The sequence below is a fragment of the Microbacterium sp. MYb45 genome, assembly GCF_002979655.1.
Lineage (GTDB): Bacteria > Actinomycetota > Actinomycetes > Actinomycetales > Microbacteriaceae > Microbacterium.
Genome location: NZ_PCPG01000001.1, coordinates 389,793 through 410,430 on the forward strand (window position 1 = coordinate 389,793; position 20,638 = coordinate 410,430).

Consider the following 20,638-nt stretch of genomic DNA (forward strand, 5'->3'; position numbering starts at 1 on the left):
GCGCGGGGAACCGCGCACCCAGATACAAAGGGAAGACAATGGCAGAACTATCGATCAGCCCCGACGTCATCCGTGACGCGCTGAAGGACTTCGCCGCAGCATACGAGCCCTCCGGGGCCGGGGCGACCGAGGTCGGCACCGTCATCGACGCCGCAGACGGCATCGCGCACGTCGAGGGACTTCCCGGCGTCATGGCGAACGAGCTCGTCATCTTCGCCGACGGCACCAAGGGACTCGCACAGAGCCTGAACGAGCACGAGATCGGTGTCGTCGTCCTCGGCGAGTTCACCGGTGTCGAGGCCGGCCAGGAAGTCACCCGCACGGGCGAGGTCCTCTCGGTCCCGGTCGGCGACGGCTACCTCGGCCGCGTGGTCGACCCGCTCGGTACCCCGATCGACGGCCTCGGCGCCATCGAGACGGAGAGCGTCCGCGCTCTCGAGCTGCAGGCGCCCGGCGTCATGCAGCGTAAGTCGGTGCACGAGCCGATGCAGACCGGGATCAAGGCGATCGACGCGATGATCCCCGTCGGCCGTGGCCAGCGTCAGCTGATCATCGGCGACCGCCAGACCGGCAAGACGGCCATCGCGATCGACACGATCATCAACCAGAAGGCCAACTGGGAGTCGGGCGACGTCAACAAGCAGGTCCGCTGCATCTACGTCGCCATCGGCCAGAAGGGCTCGACCATCGCTTCGGTGAAGGGCGCGCTCGAAGAGGCCGGAGCCCTGGAGTACACCACGATCGTCGCGGCTCCGGCATCCGACCCCGCCGGCTTCAAGTACCTCGCCCCCTACACGGGTTCGGCCATTGGTCAGCACTGGATGTACGGCGGCAAGCACGTCCTCATCATCTTCGATGACCTGTCGAAGCAGGCCGAGGCCTACCGTGCCGTGTCTCTGCTCCTTCGCCGTCCGCCGGGCCGCGAGGCATACCCGGGTGACGTCTTCTACCTGCACTCGCGCCTGCTCGAGCGTTGCGCGAAGCTGTCCGACGAGCTCGGCGCAGGTTCGATGACGGGTCTCCCGATCATCGAGACCAAGGCCAACGACGTCTCGGCATACATCCCGACCAACGTGATCTCGATCACCGACGGCCAGATCTTCCTCCAGTCCGACCTCTTCAACGCCAACCAGCGTCCGGCGGTCGACGTGGGTATCTCGGTCTCGCGAGTCGGTGGTGACGCGCAGGTCAAGTCGATCAAGAAGGTCTCCGGAACGCTGAAGCTGGAGCTCGCGCAGTACCGCTCCCTCGAGGCGTTCGCAATGTTCGCGTCCGACCTCGACGCGGCTTCGCGTCGTCAGCTCTCCCGTGGTGCGCGTCTGACCGAGCTGCTCAAGCAGCCGCAGTACTCCCCGTACCCCGTCGAGGAGCAGGTCGTCTCGATCTGGGCCGGAACGAACGGCAAGCTCGACACGATCGAGGTCTCGGATGTCCTGCGCTTCGAGCGCGAACTCCTGGACTACCTGCGTCGCAACACCAAGGTTCTCGAGACGCTCCGCGACACCAACGTCCTCGATGACGCCACGGTCGCCGAGCTCGAGAAGCAGACGGATGCCTTCATCCTGGAGTTCCAGGGTGGCAAGGGCGCCAGCATCGGCGCTCCCGGCCACGAGGAGCACGCTGCAGCCGAGGCTGAGGACGTCAACCAGGAGAAGATCGTCAAGGGTCGTCGCGCGTAACCGCGTGAGGTACTGACATATGGGCGCTCAACTCAGGGTCTACAAGCAGAAGATCTCTTCTGCTCAGACGACCAAGAAGATCACGAAGGCGATGGAACTCATCGCGGCTTCGCGCATCCAGAAGGCGATGGCACGCGTCAAAGCGTCCACACCCTTCGCGCGAGCCGTGACGAGGGCTGTTTCTGCCGTCGCGACGCACTCGAACGTGGATCACCCGCTGACCCGCGAGTCCGAGAACATCACCCGCTCCGCGGTCGTGATCTTCTCCTCGGACCGCGGTCTCGCCGGAGCCTTCAACTCGCAGATCCTCCGTGAGGGTCTCGAGGTGGCGGAGCTCCTGCGCGAGCAGGGCAAGGAGCCGGTCTTCTACCTCATCGGTCGCAAGGCCGTCGGATACTTCCAGTTCCGACGCCTCGCTGCCGCTGCGGAGTGGACCGGCGACACGGACACCCCGTCGTTCCACACCGCTGAGGAGATCTCCGCGACTCTGCTCGATTCCTTCGCCCGCGGGGGACAGGACGGCGGCGTCGACGAGATCCACCTCGTGTACAACCGTTTCGTCAGCATGATGACGCAGTCGCCCGAGTCCGTGCGTCTGCTCCCGCTGGAGATCACGGAAGCCGATGAGTCGGAAGCAGGTAACACCGTTTACCCGCTGTACGAGTTCGAGCCGGATGCCGAGACCGTTCTCGATGCGATCCTGCCGGTGTACATCCAGAGCCGCGTCTTCAACGCTCTCCTGCAGTCGTCTGCTGCCAAGCAGGCCGCGACGCAGAAGGCGATGAAGTCGGCCAGCGACAACGCCGACAAGCTCATCACCGACTACACCCGTCTGCGCAACAACGCGCGCCAGGCGGAGATCACGCAGCAGATCGCCGAGATCGTCGGCGGCGCCGACGCCCTCTCGAGCAAATAGACCATCAGGAAAGAGACGAAAATGACCCTCACCGCTCCGGCTGACCAGCCGGCGACCGCGGTCGTCGGGCGCGTCGCACGCGTCAACGGTCCGGTTGTCGACATCGAGTTCCCGCATGACTCGATCCCCGACATCTACAACGCGCTGAAGACCACGATCGCGATGGGCGAAGAGTCCACCGAGATCACGCTCGAGGTCGCACAGCACCTCGGCGACGACCTCGTCCGCGCCATCGCTCTGAACCCGACCGACGGCATCGTCCGCGGTCAGGAGGTGCGCGACACCGGTGAGGCCATCTCGGTCCCCGTCGGCGACGTGACCAAGGGCAAGGTCTTCAACGTCATCGGCGAGGTGCTCAACCTCGAGCCCGGTGAGACCATCGAGGTCACCGAGCGCTGGCCGATCCACCGCAAGGCGCCGAACTTCGACCAGCTCGAGTCCAAGACTCAGATGTTCGAGACCGGCATCAAGTCGATCGACCTCCTCACCCCGTACGTTCTGGGTGGAAAGATCGGTCTGTTCGGTGGTGCCGGTGTCGGCAAGACCGTCCTCATCCAGGAGATGATCCAGCGCGTCGCGCAGGACCACGGTGGTGTGTCGGTGTTCGCCGGTGTCGGTGAGCGCACCCGTGAGGGCAACGACCTCATCCACGAGATGGAAGAGGCGGGCGTCTTCGACAAGACCGCCCTGGTGTTCGGCCAGATGGACGAGCCGCCGGGAACGCGTCTGCGCGTCGCCCTGTCGGCCCTGACGATGGCGGAGTACTTCCGTGACGTGCAGAAGCAGGATGTGCTGCTGTTCATCGACAACATCTTCCGCTTCACGCAGGCCGGTTCCGAGGTCTCCACGCTGCTGGGCCGCATGCCCTCCGCCGTGGGTTACCAGCCGAACCTCGCCGACGAGATGGGTGTGCTCCAGGAGCGCATCACCTCGACGCGTGGTCACTCGATCACCTCGCTGCAGGCGATCTACGTGCCGGCCGATGACTACACCGACCCGGCTCCGGCGACGACGTTCGCCCACCTCGACGCGACGACCGAGCTCTCTCGTGAGATCGCCTCGAAGGGTCTGTACCCGGCCATCGACCCGCTGACCTCGACGTCGCGCATCATGGACCCCCGCTACTTGGGCGAGGACCACTACCGCGTCGCCACGACGGTCAAGCAGATCCTCCAGAAGAACAAGGAACTGCAGGAGATCATCGCCATCCTCGGTGTCGACGAGCTCTCCGAGGAAGACAAGATCGTCGTGTCGCGTGCACGTCGCATCCAGCAGTTCCTCTCGCAGAACACCTACATGGCGAAGAAGTTCACCGGTGTCGAGGGTTCGACCGTCCCGCTCAAGGAGACCATCGAGTCCTTCGATGCGATCACGCGCGGTGACTTCGACCACGTCGCCGAGCAGGCCTTCTTCAACGTCGGTGGCATCTCGGACGTCGAAGAGCAGTGGGCGAAGATCCAGAAGGAGAACGGCTGACCATGGCGCTCCACGTCAGCCTCGTCTCCGCGGATGCGGAGGTCTGGACGGGAGAGGCGAGCCTCGTGGTCGCCAAGACCGTCGAGGGCGAGATCGGCTTCATGACCGGTCATGAGCCGGTGCTGGCCATCCTCGCTGAGGGCCAGGTCCGCATCACGCAGTCGGATGGCACGAAGGTGCTGGCCAACGCGCAGGACGGGTTCCTCTCCATGGAGGGCGACACCCTGACGATCGTGGCCGGCAACGCGGCTCTCATCGCCTAGCATTTCCGTTTCGACGCGTCCGCCTCGGTGCCCCTCGGGTCCCGAGGCGGACGCGTCTGCATTCACCGAGGTTCCATGAAGATCCTGCTTCCGCCGTCGGAGACGAAGCGCGAGGGCGGTCATGATGTCCCGCTCGACATCGCCTCCCTCTCGCTGCCGTCGCTGAGTGCGCATCGATCCGCCGTGTTGGATGCCCTCGTCGACCTCGCAGCCGACGAAGAGGTCTCGCGACGCGTGCTCAAGTTGAGCGAGCGCCAGATGGGCGAGATCGCGCACAACCGGCGGCTGCGGACGGCGCCCACGATGCCCGCGATCGATCGATACACGGGCGTGCTCTTCGATGCGCTCGATGCACGCGGTCTCACCGCAGCGTCGCGTCGGTGGCTGGGGGAGCACGTCTGGATCCACAGTGCACCTCTCGGTCCCGTCGGTGCGCTGGACGCGGTGCCGACCTATCGCCTGGCCGCCGGGACTTCGCTGCCGCGCTTCCCTGCGTTGCGGAAGCACTGGGCGGAAGCCACGTCAGCGGCGATCGCGGAGGCGTCACCGTCCTTCGTGCTCGATCTGCGCAGTGAGGCGTATGTGGCGCTGGGGCCTGTGCCCGACACTGTGCCCTCCGCCTATGTCCGCGTCGTCACCGAGCACGGCCGGGCGTTGAACCACTTCAACAAGAAGTCCAAGGGGTTGCTCGTGCGTGCCCTCGCCGAAGATCGGCCCCGTGTGGCTTCCCTCCGCTCCCTCCGGCGCTGGGCCGAGAGCCGAGGCGTCGTGCTGCGTGACACGGAGCAACCGGGTGTTCTGGAGCTCGTCGTCCACGAGTGACCGCGCAAGTCCGCGCATGACCGCTTCCGCGTGGGTCTTTGCTCGCCTGTGGTCTCCCCGCTATGGTTGTCACGCGGCGCGACCCGTGCCGAATATTGGATCCGGAGGGGACCATGTACGACTATTACGACACAGGCTCGTTGGCCGTTTTCGGCATCCTGATCGTCTTCGGCTTCATCTTCGCGATAGCGGGGTACGTCCTCTCGTCGCTGTTCCTGATGAAGATCTTCGAGAAGGCCGGAGTCGAGGGTAAGTGGCGAGCATGGGTGCCCGTCTACAACGCCATGATCCTGGCGAAGCTCGGCGATGTGTCGCCGTGGGTGATGCTCGGTGCCATCGTGATCAACATCATTCCGATCCTGAACTACATCTCGTGGATCGCCTATGTCGCGGTCATCGTGATCGTCGCCTGGCGCGTGGGTCTCAAGCTGCAGAAGGATGCCGTCTGGATCCTCCTGGGCCTGATCCCCGGTATCGGTGCCTTGATCTGGCTCGGCATCAACGCTTTCGACAAGTCGCGCTGGAACCCGAACATCGTTCCCGCGCCCTGGGCGAACAACGGATTCCTCGGTGACAACACGGTGTGGCAGGGCATCCCGGTTCAGCCCAAGCCCGCCGCCGCTGCTCCCGGATACGGCGCACCGCAGGGGTACGCCCCTCCGGCACCGCAGGGCTACGCCCCGCCCGCTCAGCCCGGCTACGCTCCGCCTGCAGGGCCTGCTGCTCCGGCCACGGGTGCGCCCGTCCCGCCGGTGCCGCCCACCACCCCGCCGGCACCTCCGGCGGCACCGCCGACCACTCCGCCCGCGCCGCCCACTGCACCGCCTGCGGCTCCGCCGGCACCGCCCGCTGCTCCGCCGGCACCGCCGAGCGATCCCACTCAGCCTCCGGCGTGATCATCTGACACAGAGCCCTCGACTTCGGTCGGGGGCTCTGTGCTGTCCTGGCTGGTCACCGTTCCGACACGCCCGCTAACGTGGAGGGCATGGTCTTGTCTCAGCGCCGAGTGGGCGCTTCCGGTCTTCTCGTGTCATCCACCGGCCTCGGCTGCAACAACTTCGGTCGAGCGGGGACGGTGACCGAGACGCTCTCCGGCACGAGAGAGGTGATCGATGCGGCACTCGCCAACGGCATCACGTTCTTCGACACCGCTGACATGTACGGTGCCGTGGCCGGCGCGAGTGAGGCGCTGATGGGTGAAGCCCTCGAGGGGCGTCGAGACCGTGTGGTGCTGGCCACGAAGTTCGGCCAGGAACGGGACATGGGCTACGAGTTCCCCGCGGCCCGTGGTTCTCGCCGCTACGTCCGGCGGGCGGTGGAGGAGTCGCTGCGGCGGCTTCGAACCGACTGGATCGACCTGTACCAGCTGCATCTGCCGGACCCGGAGACGCCGATCGCCGAGACGACGGACGCCCTCGACGAGCTCGTGCGTGAAGGCAAGATCCGCTACTACGGGCACTCGAATTTCACCGGATGGCAGATCGCCGAAGCGGAGTTCACGTCCCGCGCGCGATCTTCGGGCAGATTCATCTCCGCACAGAACCACTACTCCCTGCTCGCGCGCGCGGCCGAACGCGAGGTGCTGCCGGCCGTGGAGAGATACGCCCTGGGCTTCTTCCCGTACTTCCCGCTGCACAACGGACTCCTCACGGGCAAGTTCACGCGCGACGGGGGACCGGCCTCGAGCCGCATCATGTCCACGCGACGCCATGTCTGGGAGAACGCGCCCTGGGATGCCATCGACACCTTCCGCGACTTCTGCGACGAGCGCGGCATAACGATGGTGGAGGCTTCCTTCGGTTGGCTTCTCTCGCGGCCGGCGGTTTCCAGCGTCATAGCCGGTGCGACGACACCCGAGCAGGTCGAAGCGAACGCGGCAGCGGGTGATTCGTGGCGTCCGAGCGTCGAAGACGAGAAGATCATCGACGAGCTGTTCCCTCTGCCGGCCGACCCGGGCGCCCGGGTGTGATCGCGGTGCGGGGGAGTTCTACTACGATGTGTGAGTATCCTGCGGACGCCCGACCCGTCGCAGATCCATCGGAGGCAGCACGTGGCTGAGACGAAGACGCATCGCGTCACGGTTGCGCAGCGCGCATTGCTGCTGTCCTGGGCAGGGGTCACCGATCTCGGTCGTCGTCGAGAGACGAATCAGGATGCGTTCCTGGCGGAGTTCCCCCTGTTCGTCGTCGCGGACGGCATGGGCGGCCACGCGGGTGGAGAGATCGCGAGCCGCAGCACGGTAGAGCGGCTTCAAGCCGTCGTCTCCGCGGGCGATGTCAACGGTCCTGCGATCGAGAAAGCGCTCGAACAGGCGGTGGGCGACATCGCCGACCACCCCGAGACGACCGACGAGGGCACCGGTACCACTCTCACCGGCGTCTTCTTCGCGATCACGGGCGATCAAGCCCAGTGGGTGGCCCTGAACATCGGGGATTCCCGTGTCTACCTTCTTCGCGATGACCGCCTCGTCCAGGTCACGACAGATCATTCGGTCGTGCAGGAGCTGATCACGGCGGGCAAGCTCAGTCCCGAGGAGGCCGAAGGGCACCCATACAGCAACGTGATCACGAGGGCGGTGGGTGCGAGCGAGCTCACGGCGCCGGACTACGTGACGATCGACGTGCGCGCCGGCGATCGATTCGTCATCTGCTCCGACGGGCTCACCAAGGAGCTCACCGATTACGGGATCCAGCACTTCCTCAGGGAGCACCGCGACCCGGGCCACAGTGTGGACGCCATGCTCGCCGCGGCGTTGGAGAATGGCGGGCGTGACAACGTGACACTCATCATCGTGCAGGTTGAAGACGAGGACGACTCGTCCTCCCCAATCGAAGACACGACGGAGTAGCCGCGGGGCGCTGTGGACAGCGCCGTTCTCCGGAAGGGCATGCGATCCACTGGACGCATGGAACCCCTCCCGATCGTGCTCCCGTCGGCCCCGGTGCCGTTGCGCCGTGCTCCACTCCCTTTCATGGCGGCGATCGTTCCGATAGCCGCAGGGGTCGTGCTCTGGCTGATCACCGGATCCGTGTTCGCGCTGTGCTTCGCCGCGCTGGGACCGTTGATGATCGTGGCATCGTTCGCGGACGCGGCGCGCAACCGGCGACGTGAACGTCGGCGCGGCGCTGCGCAGTCCGAGCAGGACTGGGCGGCGGCCGAGGCCGAACTCGTACTCCGCCACCGGGAGGAGCGTGAGACCCGGTGGCTCCGCCACCCCGATACCGCGGCGAGTCTCCTGCAGCCTCCTCTCCGTGGAGCGGAGTCGCCGGATAGCGCAACCGCCCTCGTGGTGGGGGCCGGGAGTGCGCCGAGCGGAATCCGGTGCAGCGGGGGCGAAGACGGTCGTGGTCGTGAGTTCCGCGACCGTTGCGGAGTGCTCGACGACGCCCCGATCGTCGTGCCGCTGGGCGGAGGAGTGTGTCTGCGCGGCGCGCGGCCGGTGATCGTCGCCGCGGCGCGCGCGCTCCTGCTGCAACTGAGTCTTCGCTTCAGCGCGGCGCAGCTGTCGCTCGTGGGCGCTGAACTCCGCGAGTGTGGGCTGGACGCGCTGCCGCATGCGCGGCGCGCGCGCAGGGGTGGCTTCCGGGTCGGGATCGGGTCGGGCGACGCGATCCGGATGGATGCCGATGCCGTGGTCTGGTTGGCGCCGGCCGACGCCGAGGTTCCGGCGGGGATCACGACGGTGATCGACATCATCGAACCAGGACGTGCCCGGCTGCGCACCCCTCAGGGCACCGCCGTCGTCTCCGTCGAGTGCGTCTCACGCGCACAAGCGGGGATCATCGCTCGCGAGCATGCGTCGGCGGCCGGCGAGATCGATGTGCTTCCCGACTCCGTCGTTCTGCACGAGCTGGAGCAGCCACGACCAGGCGGCGGTCTGGCCGCCGCCATCGGTCGGAACGAGCACGGACAGCTGGTCGTCGACATCGTCGAAGACGGTCCTCACGCCATCGTGACGGGAACGACGGGCACCGGCAAGAGCGAGCTTCTGGTCAGCTGGGTCACCGCCATCTCCGCGGTCTACGGGCCGGACCGAGTGACATTCGTGCTCGCGGACTTCAAAGGGGGGACAGCATTCGAGCCGTTGCGCGGGTTGCGGCAGGTCGCAGCGGTCATCACGGATCTCGATGAGGGCGGTGCCCGGCGAGGCGTCTCCAGTCTCACCGCCGAGCTTCGCCGCCGGGAAGGCGTTCTCGCCGAAGCCGGTGCTCGCGACGTTCGAGAGGTGGGGATGCCACGGTTGGTCATCGTCGTCGATGAATTCGCGGCGCTGCTGGCGGAGCATCCCGACCTGGGGGCTGTCTTCACCGACGTCGCCGCACGGGGGCGGGCGCTGGGCATGCACCTCATCCTCGGCACACAACGCGCTGCCGGAGTCGTGAGGGATGCGCTGGCGGCCAACTGTCCGCTGCGAGTCAGTCTGCGGGTCGGGGATGCCGCGGACAGCAGGCTCATGATCGGAACGGACGCCGCGGCGGAACTCCCCGGCGGCGCGGAAGCGCGGGGTCTCGCTCTCGTTCGCCGTCCGGCCGACCCCGAGCCGTCGGCGATCCGCATCGCGCTGACGAGTCCCGCGGATCTGCGAGCGGTGGGGCTGCAGTGGGCGGCGGCCGATCCGCCCCGCAGCCCGTGGCTCGCCGCGCTTCCCACACGGATCCCGCTCGCGGACCTCGTCGCTTCTGCCGCGCTGGGTCCGGATGCCATCGTGCTCGGGCGAGCCGACGAACCCGCCCGCCAAGCTCAGCCACTCGAGCTTTTGCACTGTGGGCAGGATCGAGGAATCGTGCTGCTGGGGGCGCCGGGGTCGGGCCGCTCCACCGCGTTGCGGGCCCTGGCTGCGCAGTGGCCTGATGCCGCGTGGGTGCCGAACGACCCCGAGGCGGCGTGGGACCTCCTCACGGCGTGGGCCGTGGGGAGTGAACGGATGCCGTCGCTCGTCCTCGGCGACGACATCGACGGGGTGCTCTCGACTCTTCCCCCCGAGTACGGTCAGCAATACACGCAACGGTGGGAGCAGCTTCTCCGCGGCCGCGGGGAGACGACCTTCGTGCTGGCGGCGACAAGGGCGGCGGGCCCGCTGGGACGACTGATCGATGCTCTGCCGCGACGAGCGCTGCTTCGGATGACGAGCCGAGTGGAGCATCTCGCGGCCGGGGGAGAGGCCTCGTCCTTCATCCGCGACCGTTCCCCGGGGCGTGCCCACATCGGCGACCGCGAGGTGCAGCTGGCATGGGTCCCGGAAGGCGCGGGGGTTCCCCCGGCCCTCGTCACACCTCCGGCCTGGGCGCCGTCGTGCGCGATCACCGCCGTCGTCAGCGCCGGAGCTGCTTCGGTCGTAGAGATGCTGCGTGCGGCGCATCCGGGGTGCGAGGTCATCGCTGCCGGGGCGGAGCCGACACAGCGCGACCGTTCTTGTGTGGTCGTGGGAGACGCGGAGGTGTGGCAGCGCAACTGGCCGTTGTGGCAGCGCATCCGAGGGGAGGGCGAAGTGCTGATCCGTGCCGAGCAGCAGTCCGATCTCCGTCAGCTCGCGGGCGTGCGGGAACTCCCGCCGTACGCGCGCACCCACGCCGGCCGAGCCTGGTCCGTCCGTGGTGCCGGAGCGCCGCGTCGCGTCGTCCTTCCTGCACTGTGGCCGCGATGAGCAGTGAGAGTCTCGGCTGGACTCGGCTGGGCTCAGCTCGGAAAAGACGGGTGCGTCAGATACCCGCGCCGGGACGGATCGCACCGACGATCGAGCCGCCGCCTGAAACCGTGAGGGGAAGAGCCTCCGCCAGCGTGGTGACCTCGGTGCTGCTCAGGCCCCCTGCGCGCTCGAGGAGCGTCGCTGCCACGATCGTCGAAGCGCGCGTCGCGCCGTCCAGCATCTTCAGCGCGACGGTCGTGCCGTTCGGGGCGACCATCACCATGACGCCCTCGGCTCCGTGCTTGGTGAAGACTCCGAGCTTCTCGATCGCGATCGTGTCGGGGCGGCCGGGCCCCTCGATCGTCCAGGGGCTCTCCCGCACCGCGCGCACCAGCGAACCGGCGACGCGATGAAGGGCGAAGGGCGAGCGGTCGGAGGCGGTGCCGATGCGGTGGATGCCTCGCGCGAGGGCGGTGAGGGTCATCGCGTGGACAGGGGCTCCGCACCCGTCGATCGCCGTGTGGGCGACCTTCTCGCCCGTGAGACGCTCGACGACATCGCGAATGTGCACCTGCAGCGGATGCGACGGGTCGAGGTAGCCGGCGGTCGGCCAACCCGTCGCCACGCACGCACGCAGCATCGCAGCATGCTTTCCGGAGCAGTTCATCCGCACGCGCGTCGGCTCACCGTGCTCGCGGACGAGGTCATCGCGCGTCGCCGAATCAGTCGGCCAGGACGCAGGGCACGCCAGGTCGTCCTCAGTCAGCCCCCCTTCGGTGAGGATGTCGCGAACGACGGAGGCGTGCCGGTCCGTACCGACATGGCTCGCCGTGGAGATCGCGAGCTGTTCGCCCTCGAGCACCGCACCTGCCGTGATGCAGGCCACCGCCTGCAGGGGCTTGAGGCTCGAGCGGGGCAGGATCAACGCGTCGGGGTTGCCGTGGCGGGCGACGATGTCACCATCGGACGAGAGCACGATCGCTGCGCCGGCGTGACGCGATTCGACGAATCCACTCCGTTCGACGACGGCGAGTTCCACGGAATCCTGAACGGTGAGAGTCTCCAGCACCCGTCAACTCTAGCGCCGGGCACGCCATCGCTCACCTCGGGTCGGTGGCCCCTGGCAGACTGAAGACATGGCAGAGTCGACCCCCCGCGCCCTCGGCGAACATCACTACGCGCTCACCTCGGTCTGGACCGGAAACACCGGCACCGGGACCTCGGGCTACCGGGACTACCGCCGCGAAGTCACCATCGAAGTCGACGGCAAGCCGGAGCTGCTCGCATCGGCGGACAAGCCGTTCCGCGGCGATCCCTCGCGATGGAATCCGGAAGATCTCCTGCTCGCCTCGCTCTCGGAGTGTCACCTGCTCTCGTACCTGCACGCGTGCGTGACGGCCGGCGTGGTCGTCGTCTCCTACCGCGACGACGCGAGCGGGATGATGCGCGAAGACGGCAAGGGCGGTGGGGCGTTCGTCGAGGTGATGCTGCGGCCCGAGGTCGTCGTCGCGGACGCATCGATGATCGAGGCGGCCGAGCGCGCCCACGCGCAGGCGAACGAATGGTGCTTCATCGCCAACTCGATGAACTTCCCGGTGCGCCACGAGGCGACCGTCCGCGCCGAGTGAGTCAGCGCGGCACGGGCGTCAACGGCGCTCGTGCGGCAGGGCCTGCTTGATCTTCTCGATCGTGCCCTGCGCAGGAGCCTCGTTGTAGGCTCCGGCGAGTTCCTGACCGGACAGACCGTGGATGGCTGCCATGATCTCGTCGGTCGCCAGGCGACGCGCACGCCCGCTGGTCGCAGGTCCGTGCGGCGATAGATCCAGCGGCTCGCCGAACCGGACCGTGATGCGCTCCTTGAGCGTCGGCATCTTCGCCCCGACCGGCATCACCTTGTCCGTCCCGATCAGCCCGACCGGCACGACGGGGGCGCCCGTCTGGAGCGCGAGGAACGCGACCCCGGTACGCCCCTTGTAGAGGCGGCCGTCGGTGGAGCGCGTGCCCTCCGGGTAGAGCGCGACGGCGAGTCCCTCGTCGAGGAGCTGACGCTGCAGGTCGAGAGCATCCAGAGCCGCTTGGCCGGCACCGCGGCGCACAGGGATGGCACCGATCGACTCGAAGAAGGTCTTGCTCATCCAGCCCTGGAAGCCGGTGCCTTCGAAGTAGGTCGACTTCGCGAGGAAGTGCACGGGCCGGGGTGCGGCGACCGGGATCGCGATCGAGTCGATGAATGACAGGTGGTTGCTGGCGAAGATGACGGGCCCGGTCAGCGGAACGTTCTCGCGGCCCTCGATCTTCGGCCGGTACACGAGCCGCGCCAGCGGAGTGATGAGACTGCGTCCGAGTGTGTAGGCGAACCCGGCGTGACGGGGCTTGGCAGTCTCATCTGACGACGAGGATTCCTCTTGTGACGAGGATTCGGGCTCGACGGACTGCTCAGAGGTCATCATAGCAGGTTACTCCCGGATCCATGCCGGCGTGGGAATGAAGAGTCGCGCCGTGCCTCCCAGCGGGGGCAAAGGGCTATACGGCAGGATGGAGGTTCCCACCCGCGATCCCGAGGTCTCACTGTGCGCAAGCGTCCGCTCATCGTTCTGTCCACCGTCGCCGCGGCGACTCTGCTGCTCGCAGGCTGCTCCGGCAGTTCCGCGCCGTCGAGCTCCGGTACGCCGAGCCCGACCGCGTCGAGTGCGTGCGCGCTGGACGCGCAGCCGGGGAAGACCTCCGATGCCGTGGTCGTCGAGGGCAAGGGAGCGGACACGAAGGTCACGGTCCCGGCCGATGCCGCGTTCGAGGGCGTCGAACGGACGGTCGTCTCCGCCGGCGATGGTGACGATGTCTTCGTCAACGACCTGGTCTCGGTCGAGTACCAGATCGTCGATGCGACGACGAACAAGGTGCTGGACTCATCCGCCCGTGGTGAGGGGGGCGTGCTGCCTGTTCTTCTCGACACCAATCAGTCCTCGCTCTTCGTCGCCGCGCTCGAGTGCGAGCCGGTCGGCTCGCGCATAGTGCTCGCCCTTCCCGGCAGCGCTCTCGGCGAGGGCGCGAGCAGCGTGGTCGTGTACGCCGAGGCTGTCGAGCAGCTCCCCGAGGTGGCGACCGGCAAGGACGTCGACCCGACCCCGGGCATGCCGACCGTCAAGCTCGATGACAATGGCAAGCCCTCCGTCAAGATCCCCGACGGAGATGCACCGACCGAGACGAAGGTCGCCGTCCTCAAGCAGGGCGACGGACCCACGGTCGGCTCCGGCGACCTCGTGGTCGTGCAGTACCTCGGCGTCAAGTGGTCGGACGGCAAGGAGTTCGACTCCAGCTGGAGCCGCGACGCCGCGCCGACTCAGTTCCAGACCACGGGTGTGGTCGCGGGCTTCCAGAAGGCGCTCGAGGGACAGAAGGTCGGCTCTCAGGTCGTCGTCGTGATGCCGCCGTCGGACGGCTACGGCGCCAGCGAGGGACACGAGCTCCAGAAGGAGAGCCTCGTCTTCGTCGTCGACATCCTCGCCACCACCCCGGTCCAGCAGTAGCAGCGGCGGCGTCGAGGGCGTGTCCTAGGCTGGCGTCATGCGTCGCATCATCGTCCTCGGCTCCACCGGCTCCATCGGCACCCAGGCGTTGGATGTCATCCGCGCCAATCCCCGTCGGTTCGAACTGGTCGGCCTCGCCGCCGGCTCGAACGCCGAGATGCTGGGTGAGCAGGCCGCGCAGTTCCAGATCGAGGACACGGCGCTCGGTGCGGACGAGGCCGAGCAGCTCGTCCGCGATGTCGAGGCCGATGTCGTGCTCAACGCCATCACCGGCTCGATCGGACTCGGCTCGACTCTCGCGGCGCTGAAGGCAGGACGCACGCTCGCCCTGGCGAACAAGGAGTCGCTGATCGTCGGCGGGGACCTGGTTCTCGCCGCCGCCACGCCTGGACAGATCGTCCCGGTGGACTCCGAGCACTCGGCGCTGGCGCAGGCCCTGCTCGCCGGCACTCACGCCGAGGTGCGCCGGCTCGTCGTGACGGCATCCGGCGGTCCGTTCCGTGGTCGCACGCGTGCAGAGCTGTCCGATGTGACCCCCGCGGAGGCCCTCGCGCACCCGACATGGGACATGGGCCGCATGGTCACGACGAATTCGGCCACTCTCGTGAACAAGGGGCTCGAAGTCATCGAGGCGCACCTCCTGTTCGATGTCGCCTACGACGACATCGAGGTGGTCGTGCATCCGCAGTCCATCGTGCACTCGATGGTCGAGTTCATCGACGGCTCCACGATCGCCCAGGCCTCACCGCCCGACATGCGTCTCCCGATCTCGCTCGGGCTGGATTGGCCGCACCGCGTCGGAGGGGTCGGACGACCGCTCGATTGGACCACGGCGTCGTCGTGGACGTTCGAACCGCTCGACGGCGAGGCCTTCCCCTCGGTCGCACTCGCGAAGGCCGTCGGTCGTGCGGGCGGTACTTTCCCCGCTGTCTACAACGCGGCGAACGAGCAGGCTGTCGACGCCTTCCACGAGGGTCGACTGTCGTTCCTCGGCATCGTCGACACGATCGCGCGCGTCGTCGACGCCCATGACGCACCCGACGCGCTCACCGTCGAGACTCTGGCCGCGGCCGAGTCCTGGGCGCGCACGACCGCAGATCGGATGATCGCGGCGAGCTGAGGCCACGCCGGAGCGTGCGTCTGCCGCCCCGGCCCACAGGGTCAGTCTTCGTCGGGGTACGGGACGGGCCAGCGGGGTTCGGGAACCGGCCAGCCTGCGGCGCGCAGAGCCCTGCGTGCCAGCTCGCGCGCCGAGTACGGCGTGCGTACCCCGCGGATGTCGCGGTAGTCCTGGTGGCCCGGGCCTGCCCAGAGGATGGCGTCGCCGTCGCCCACGAGCGCGACCGCGGTGATGATCGCGTTCTCGGGCGGCGAGGCCTCGTGGATCTCGGCATCCGGTCGTGCCTTGCGTGCACCTTCGATCAGCGTCGCCCGGATGGAGGCCGGATCCTCGAAGCGCGGGTGATGGTCGGTGACGACGAGGATGTCACTGCCCTCGACCGCGGTGCGAGCCATGTCGAACCGCTTGCTCGCGTCGCGGTCGCCGTCGGCGCCGAAGAGCATCAGCACCTTGCCCGGTGTCACGCGGCGCACAGCGGCGAGCGTCTTCTCGAACGCGTCGGGGGAGTGGCCGAAATCGACGAACACCGCAGGCCCGCGTTCCCCGGACACCAGCTGGGTACGGCCGGGGAGATAGGCGCGGATGCCTTCATCGCGGGCGAGAGCATCGACGATGCGCTGCCAGTCGTAGCCGCCCTCGAGGAGCATCACGATCGCGAGCGCGGCGTTCGCGGCCATGTGCGGACCGATCACCGGGACCGTGGTCGTGAGGGAGCCTGCCGGGCCGGTCATCGTGAAAGTGGTGCCCGCCGCACGCTCGTCGTCGATGACGACGACCCAGTCCGCGGCGGCCGCCGCCTCGGGGTCGGCGGCGATCGAGGGCGTCCCCACCGTCACGACGGGGATCTCGGAGCGGTCGACCACGATCGCGCCGGACGGCGAATCGAGGCAGATGACGCCGCGCTTGGCGCGGTCCGGCCGGAAGAGCGGGAGCTTCGCCTCGAAGTACTCCTCCATGTCGGCGTAGTCGTCGAGGTGGTCGTGGCTGAGGTTGGTGAAGCCGGCGACGTCGAATCGGATGCCGTCGACACGGTGGCGCGACAGAGCCTGAGCGCTGACCTCGACCGCCACGGCCTCGACCTGGCGCTCGCGCATCAGGGCCAGGAGTGCGTGCATCTCGGAGGCCTCGGGGGTCGTCAGCCGGGAGACGATGACCTCACCGGCGATGTGGCGTTCGGCGGTCGATGAGAGCCCGGTGACGACGCCGATCTGGTCGAGCATGCCCTCGAGCAGGTGGGAGACGCTGGTCTTCCCGTTCGTTCCCGTCGTGGCGAACAGCAGCGGAAGCGGGTCATCTGCGCCGGTGCCGTACACCCAGGCGCTCAGGTCGCCGAGGACCGCCCTCGGGTCGTCGACCACGAGGATCGGCAGTCCCGCTGCTTCGGCGATCGCAGCGCCGGGCTCGTCGGTGATGACGGCGACGGCGCCCTTCTCGGCAGCGGCGACGGCGAAATCCGCACCGTGCCTGTTGACGCCCCTGATCGCGACGAAGGCCTCGCCCGGGCGAAGATCCGCGGTGGCGAGGGTGATGCCGGAGAGGGCGATCCCGTCGATGTCGCCGCGCACACTGCGGGCGAAACGGGAAGCGAGTTCGGACAGCTCACGCCGGGGCGGGTTCGCGGGGCGGAGCACGGGAGGCAGGCTCGGTTGTTGTTCAATCGACATGTCGGATCCATGATCTCACGACGGCACGGTGAACACCTCTGCGGCACGACTCCTTGCGCGCCCGCGTGGGGGAGCGCAAGGAGTCGGACGGCGTCAGGCGCGGCGACGGTAGGCGAGGACGGCGACGATCAGTGCTGCGATCCCGGCGACGAGTCCGCCGGCTCCGAGCGCGATCCCCAGCGGATCGGTCGTCGTCGTCGCTGCCTCGTCTGCCGATCCAGCGGAGCCATGGTCACCGTGCCCATCGGTCGCGGCGTCGGTGACGGAGACCACCGGTGCCGGTGCGTCCAGGCTGTGGGGGTCCTCACCCTTCTCGGCGAGCTGGGTCCACTCGGTCGCGCCGTCGACGCACTCCTGCACGACGGGGAAGGCCAGCGTCTCCGGGGTGCTCTCGTCGAGCCCCACGGACATGCTCACCGCTCCACGGAGGTCGGTGGGAACGGGCGTCAGCGCGGTGTAGGTGACTGCGCTCACGAGGCCGTCGTCACCGCGCTCGACCGCGATGTTCCAGTCGCCGTCCATCGTCGGCGCCACGGAGGCGAGTCCGTCCGGCATCGTGATGCGGAGGGCCGTGGTGGGGGAGTTGTCGCATCCGTGCGAGAACGAGAAGGTGAGTACGCCATGGTCTCCGGCGGCGAGTTCATCGGGGCTGACGCCGACGTGCGCGCCCGCCATCGTCGGGACGGCGAGGGCGAGGACGGCACCACTGAGGATGCCGGCGGTGGCGAGGGCTGCGCGGTGGGTGCGGGTACGGGTGGTACGGGACATGAAGAATCTCCTGGTGCTCGAAAAGCTGATGCTCGAAAAAGCGGGCGCGCGACGACGGCGCACCCGGCGAGGGGGTTGTTCCGCCTGGACAGCGGCCGACTCCGGTGCGACGGATCCGTGTGGATCAGTCGCGGATGAGCGCAGGAGGCCCGCGACGGGGCACAGCAGCCGCGACGGCGGCATCGAACGAAGGCAGGAGAGTGGAGCGCAGGCGGGGCGGTCGGCGGTGTTGAGCGGGCGCGCCTGCGGCGGCGCGCCGGAACATCGCCTCGACCCACCGCACGATGCTCCCCAAGAGCGTCTCCCCGTGCCAGACCAGCACAGTGGTGAGCACGGCGGCGGCGAGGTGCGCGAGCAGCATCGTCGTGCTGAGGGATGTCTCCGATGTCGCGGGCCCGAGCAGATCGAGATTCAGGTGGTGGGTGTGGCCGACGCCGCCGAGCGTGTCGGCGCCGGTCGGCGATCCGAGTGCCTGGAACAGCATATGAAACGCGGCCTGCGCCACGAAGACAGCGGATGCCACGCGAACGCGTGACTGTCTGGTCCCCACGAGCAGGGCCGAGAACGGTGTGAGCAGGGTCGCGACCGCGAGGATCAGCAGCGGATGCGGTGCGGCACCGCCACCGAACGTGTGCGAGAGCGCGGCGAGCAGTGTCGCGACGGATGAGACGGCGGCGGCGCGTACGAGTCGCAGCTGCCGGGCATTCACGGTTCCACCCTAGCCGCGCCCGCGTCGTCGGGCGGATTCCTAGCTGGGGGCAGTAGCGTTGGCACGTGGAATTCCTGCTCTATCTGGGCGGCATCCTCTTCATGCTGATCGGCCTCGGCCTTTCGATCGGTCTGCACGAGGTCGGCCATCTCGTCCCCGCGAAGCTCTTCGGCGTGCGCGTCGGCCAGTACATGATCGGTTTCGGACCGCGTCTGTGGTCGAAGCGCATCGGCGAGACCGAGTACGGATTCAAGATGCTGCCGCTGGGTGGCTTCATCTCGATGTCCGGGATGTACCCGCCCTCGAAGAGTTCGGGCCCCGCATCCGGTCTCTTCCGGTCGCTCATCCAGGACGCCCGATCCGCCAACGACGAGACCATCGCCGACGGCGCGGAGGATCGCGTCTTCTACCGCCTGCCGGTGTGGAAGCGAGTGATCGTGATGCTCGGCGGGCCGGTGATGAACCTGCTGCTCGCGACCGTGATCTTCACGATCCTGCTTTCAGGGATCGGCCTCCAGCAGGGCACCACGACGATATCCGCGGTGAGTGAGTGCGTGGTGCCTTCCGCGTCCACGGCCACCGAGTGCTCGCCTGACGACCCTGAGTCTCCGGCTGCCGAGGCCGGAGTGCAGCCCGGCGACGTGATCCTCTCCGTCGACGGACAGCCGGTGTCGACGTTCGCCGATGCGACCGCCATCATTCAGGCCTCGCCGGGCGAAGTGCTGGATGTCGTCGTGCGCCGCGACGGCTCCGACGAGTCGCTGAGCCTGACTCCCATCGCCGCCGAACGCACGATCACGGACGCCAGCGGCCGGCCGCTGCAGGACGAGAACGGCGACCCGGTGGTGAAGGAGGTCGGCTACGCGGGCATGTACTCCCAGATGGGCTACATCCAGCAGCCGCTCTCGGCCGGACCGGAGATGGCGGTCGATTCCGCCGGACGCGTGGCGACCATGATCCTCAACCTCCCGGCGCGCCTGTGGGACATCGGCGCATCGGTGTTCGCGGGCGCGGACCGTGACCCGAACGGTCCGCTGAGCGTCGTGGGCGTCGGCCGACTCGCCGGAGAGGTCGCCTCCGTGGATGCGCCCGTCCTGGATCGATGGGCGGGCCTCCTGAGTTTGCTGGGCATGCTCAACATCGCGCTGTTCGTCTTCAACCTGATACCGCTGCTTCCCCTCGACGGCGGCCACATCGTCGTCGCGCTCTGGGACGGCATCCGCAGGATTTGGGCGAAGATCTTCCGTCGACCGCCTCCGGCGCCGGTGGACGCCACGAGCCTCGTGCCTCTCACGGTGGTCGTCTCGGTGGTGCTCATCGCGATGGGTGCGCTCCTCCTGATCGCCGACATCGTGAAGCCGGTGTCCCTGTTCCAGTAGCCGGTCGCCGTGATCGGCGTCATGGGTGGCAGAGTGAAGCGTGGATCGACCGAACGCTCCCTGGAGGCACCCATGCACGGATACTCACTGCGACCATACGACCCCCAGTCCGAAGCGGAGATGGCGGAGCGTCTTCGTGACCCCGAGGCCTGGCAGCCCAACAACTGGTTCGGCTTCGGCTACACCCAGGTGCCGCCGTTCGGGCCGCAGAGCCCGGGGCTGGGGATGATCACGCCGGACGGCGGTCGGATGCGTCTGGTGCGTGATCGCGCGACGATCGGCCAGGTGAGTTGGTTTCCCGGGTACGACTACGGTGGCTCTCCTCGTCATCGGGGCTGGGGGATCGGTCTCCTCGTGCTTCCGGAGCACCGCCGCACGCGCGCGGCGTCGAGTGGTTTGGTGCTGCTCATCGACTACCTGTTCTCGACGACCGCCACCCACCGGATCGAGGCGGCGACGGCGGCGGCGGCAGCACCGAAGAACCCCTCGGCCCGTCCTGGCGGTATGTCGCGGGAGGGAATCGTGAGAAGCGCGCAGTGGCGCGACGGGCGCTGGAATGACGTGGTGATCTACGCCATCCTCCGCGAGGAGTGGGAGGCCGGCCGCGCCACGCAGACGAAGCGGGACGAGACCGCCGAGGGCAGTGCGCTTCGTTGACTCTCGGCGGGTGCCTGCGTACCGTGGCAGGG

At 68.0% G+C, this 20,638-nt stretch carries 19 protein-coding genes; 14 read left to right on the top strand and 5 right to left on the bottom strand.

All coding sequences use genetic code 11. The features are described from left to right. Window positions 1-38: 38 nt before the first annotated feature. The 9 genes from atpA (at window position 39) to CQ034_RS01885 (ending at window position 10,800) form a co-directional block, all read left to right on the top strand. Window positions 39-1,679 carry a F0F1 ATP synthase subunit alpha gene (atpA, locus tag CQ034_RS01845; protein ID WP_029261861.1) on the top strand — a complete coding sequence of 547 codons (1,641 nt, stop codon included), beginning with the start codon at window positions 39-41 and terminating at the stop codon, window positions 1,677-1,679. Window positions 1,680-1,698: 19 nt separating this feature from the next. Continuing rightward, window positions 1,699-2,595, top strand: a complete 897-nt coding sequence (locus CQ034_RS01850) for a F0F1 ATP synthase subunit gamma (protein ID WP_105709731.1) — start codon at window positions 1,699-1,701, stop codon at window positions 2,593-2,595. A 21-nt stretch (window positions 2,596-2,616) separates the two neighbouring features. Next, the gene (gene atpD, locus CQ034_RS01855) at window positions 2,617-4,071 is read left to right on the top strand and encodes a F0F1 ATP synthase subunit beta (RefSeq protein WP_017830989.1); all 1,455 of its coding nucleotides are present in this window, start codon (window positions 2,617-2,619) and stop codon (window positions 4,069-4,071) included. A gap of 2 nt (window positions 4,072-4,073) precedes the next feature. After that, window positions 4,074-4,334 carry a F0F1 ATP synthase subunit epsilon gene (locus CQ034_RS01860; RefSeq protein ID WP_017830988.1) on the top strand — a complete coding sequence of 87 codons (261 nt, stop codon included), beginning with the start codon at window positions 4,074-4,076 and terminating at the stop codon, window positions 4,332-4,334. A 75-nt stretch (window positions 4,335-4,409) separates the two neighbouring features. Beyond that, window positions 4,410-5,156: a YaaA family protein gene (locus tag CQ034_RS01865; RefSeq protein ID WP_105709732.1), complete on the top strand. Its 747-nt coding sequence runs from the start codon at window positions 4,410-4,412 to the stop codon at window positions 5,154-5,156. A 113-nt stretch (window positions 5,157-5,269) separates the two neighbouring features. Further along, a complete protein-coding gene (locus tag CQ034_RS01870; protein WP_105709733.1) occupies window positions 5,270-6,052 on the top strand; it encodes a large exoprotein in 783 nt (260 codons plus the stop codon). Window positions 6,053-6,141: 89 nt separating this feature from the next. Continuing rightward, window positions 6,142-7,125, top strand: coding sequence for an aldo/keto reductase (locus CQ034_RS01875; RefSeq protein ID WP_105709734.1), 984 nt, complete (start codon window positions 6,142-6,144; stop codon window positions 7,123-7,125). 81 nt (window positions 7,126-7,206) lie between these two features. Further along, on the top strand, window positions 7,207-8,004 hold the full coding sequence (locus CQ034_RS01880; RefSeq protein ID WP_105709735.1) for a PP2C family serine/threonine-protein phosphatase: 798 nt from the start codon (window positions 7,207-7,209) through the stop codon (window positions 8,002-8,004). A gap of 57 nt (window positions 8,005-8,061) precedes the next feature. Continuing rightward, window positions 8,062-10,800, top strand: coding sequence for an FtsK/SpoIIIE domain-containing protein (locus CQ034_RS01885; RefSeq protein ID WP_181156185.1), 2,739 nt, complete (start codon window positions 8,062-8,064; stop codon window positions 10,798-10,800). A 55-nt stretch (window positions 10,801-10,855) separates the two neighbouring features. Here the strand turns inward: CQ034_RS01885 and CQ034_RS01890 are convergent, their stop codons facing one another. Continuing rightward, complete coding sequence (locus CQ034_RS01890) at window positions 10,856-11,851, bottom strand: asparaginase (RefSeq protein WP_105709737.1); 996 nt, start codon at window positions 11,849-11,851, stop codon at window positions 10,856-10,858. A gap of 67 nt (window positions 11,852-11,918) precedes the next feature. Between CQ034_RS01890 and CQ034_RS01895 the strand changes: the two genes are divergently transcribed. Further along, window positions 11,919-12,410, top strand: coding sequence for an OsmC family protein (locus CQ034_RS01895; protein ID WP_105709738.1), 492 nt, complete (start codon window positions 11,919-11,921; stop codon window positions 12,408-12,410). A gap of 18 nt (window positions 12,411-12,428) precedes the next feature. On the opposite strand, the gene CQ034_RS01900 is transcribed toward CQ034_RS01895, so the two are convergent. After that, window positions 12,429-13,229 carry a 1-acyl-sn-glycerol-3-phosphate acyltransferase gene (locus tag CQ034_RS01900; protein ID WP_105710327.1) on the bottom strand — a complete coding sequence of 267 codons (801 nt, stop codon included), beginning with the start codon at window positions 13,227-13,229 and terminating at the stop codon, window positions 12,429-12,431. Between the two features lie 123 nt (window positions 13,230-13,352). Between CQ034_RS01900 and CQ034_RS01905 the strand changes: the two genes are divergently transcribed. Together CQ034_RS01905 and dxr are read left to right on the top strand one after the other, a co-directional pair. Further along, a complete protein-coding gene (locus CQ034_RS01905; protein WP_105709739.1) occupies window positions 13,353-14,309 on the top strand; it encodes an FKBP-type peptidyl-prolyl cis-trans isomerase in 957 nt (318 codons plus the stop codon). Window positions 14,310-14,346: 37 nt separating this feature from the next. Continuing rightward, window positions 14,347-15,429 carry a 1-deoxy-D-xylulose-5-phosphate reductoisomerase gene (gene dxr, locus CQ034_RS01910; protein WP_105709740.1) on the top strand — a complete coding sequence of 361 codons (1,083 nt, stop codon included), beginning with the start codon at window positions 14,347-14,349 and terminating at the stop codon, window positions 15,427-15,429. 41 nt (window positions 15,430-15,470) lie between these two features. Here the strand turns inward: dxr and CQ034_RS01915 are convergent, their stop codons facing one another. From CQ034_RS01915 to CQ034_RS01925, 3 genes are all read right to left on the bottom strand, one after another. After that, window positions 15,471-17,093 carry a Mur ligase family protein gene (locus tag CQ034_RS01915; RefSeq protein WP_181156186.1) on the bottom strand — a complete coding sequence of 541 codons (1,623 nt, stop codon included), beginning with the start codon at window positions 17,091-17,093 and terminating at the stop codon, window positions 15,471-15,473. Between the two features lie 93 nt (window positions 17,094-17,186). Continuing rightward, window positions 17,187-17,861, bottom strand: coding sequence for a YcnI family protein (locus CQ034_RS01920; protein WP_105709742.1), 675 nt, complete (start codon window positions 17,859-17,861; stop codon window positions 17,187-17,189). 124 nt (window positions 17,862-17,985) lie between these two features. Then, window positions 17,986-18,570, bottom strand: coding sequence for a hypothetical protein (locus CQ034_RS01925; RefSeq protein WP_105709743.1), 585 nt, complete (start codon window positions 18,568-18,570; stop codon window positions 17,986-17,988). A 65-nt stretch (window positions 18,571-18,635) separates the two neighbouring features. On the opposite strand from CQ034_RS01925, the gene CQ034_RS01930 reads away from it, so the two are divergent. Then, complete coding sequence (locus CQ034_RS01930; RefSeq protein WP_029263684.1) at window positions 18,636-19,949, top strand: RIP metalloprotease; 1,314 nt, start codon at window positions 18,636-18,638, stop codon at window positions 19,947-19,949. A 72-nt stretch (window positions 19,950-20,021) separates the two neighbouring features. Next, entirely contained in the window at window positions 20,022-20,606 is a 585-nt protein-coding gene (locus tag CQ034_RS01935) for a GNAT family N-acetyltransferase (protein ID WP_105709744.1), read from the top strand. Window positions 20,607-20,638 lie beyond the last annotated feature (32 nt).

Coding starts and splice junctions, on each gene's coding strand:
- CQ034_RS01935 (WP_105709744.1), top strand. CDS start 20,022: ATGCACGGATACTCACTGCGACCATACGACCCCCAGTCCGAAGCGGAG.
- atpA (WP_029261861.1), top strand. CDS start 39: ATGGCAGAACTATCGATCAGCCCCGACGTCATCCGTGACGCGCTGAAG.
- CQ034_RS01915 (WP_181156186.1), bottom strand. CDS start 17,093: ATGTCGATTGAACAACAACCGAGCCTGCCTCCCGTGCTCCGCCCCGCG.
- CQ034_RS01850 (WP_105709731.1), top strand. CDS start 1,699: ATGGGCGCTCAACTCAGGGTCTACAAGCAGAAGATCTCTTCTGCTCAG.
- CQ034_RS01870 (WP_105709733.1), top strand. CDS start 5,270: ATGTACGACTATTACGACACAGGCTCGTTGGCCGTTTTCGGCATCCTG.
- CQ034_RS01860 (WP_017830988.1), top strand. CDS start 4,074: ATGGCGCTCCACGTCAGCCTCGTCTCCGCGGATGCGGAGGTCTGGACG.
- CQ034_RS01875 (WP_105709734.1), top strand. CDS start 6,142: ATGGTCTTGTCTCAGCGCCGAGTGGGCGCTTCCGGTCTTCTCGTGTCA.
- CQ034_RS01885 (WP_181156185.1), top strand. CDS start 8,062: ATGGAACCCCTCCCGATCGTGCTCCCGTCGGCCCCGGTGCCGTTGCGC.
- CQ034_RS01900 (WP_105710327.1), bottom strand. CDS start 13,229: ATGACCTCTGAGCAGTCCGTCGAGCCCGAATCCTCGTCACAAGAGGAA.
- CQ034_RS01895 (WP_105709738.1), top strand. CDS start 11,919: ATGGCAGAGTCGACCCCCCGCGCCCTCGGCGAACATCACTACGCGCTC.
- dxr (WP_105709740.1), top strand. CDS start 14,347: ATGCGTCGCATCATCGTCCTCGGCTCCACCGGCTCCATCGGCACCCAG.
- CQ034_RS01865 (WP_105709732.1), top strand. CDS start 4,410: ATGAAGATCCTGCTTCCGCCGTCGGAGACGAAGCGCGAGGGCGGTCAT.
- CQ034_RS01920 (WP_105709742.1), bottom strand. CDS start 17,861: ATGTCCCGTACCACCCGTACCCGCACCCACCGCGCAGCCCTCGCCACC.
- atpD (WP_017830989.1), top strand. CDS start 2,617: ATGACCCTCACCGCTCCGGCTGACCAGCCGGCGACCGCGGTCGTCGGG.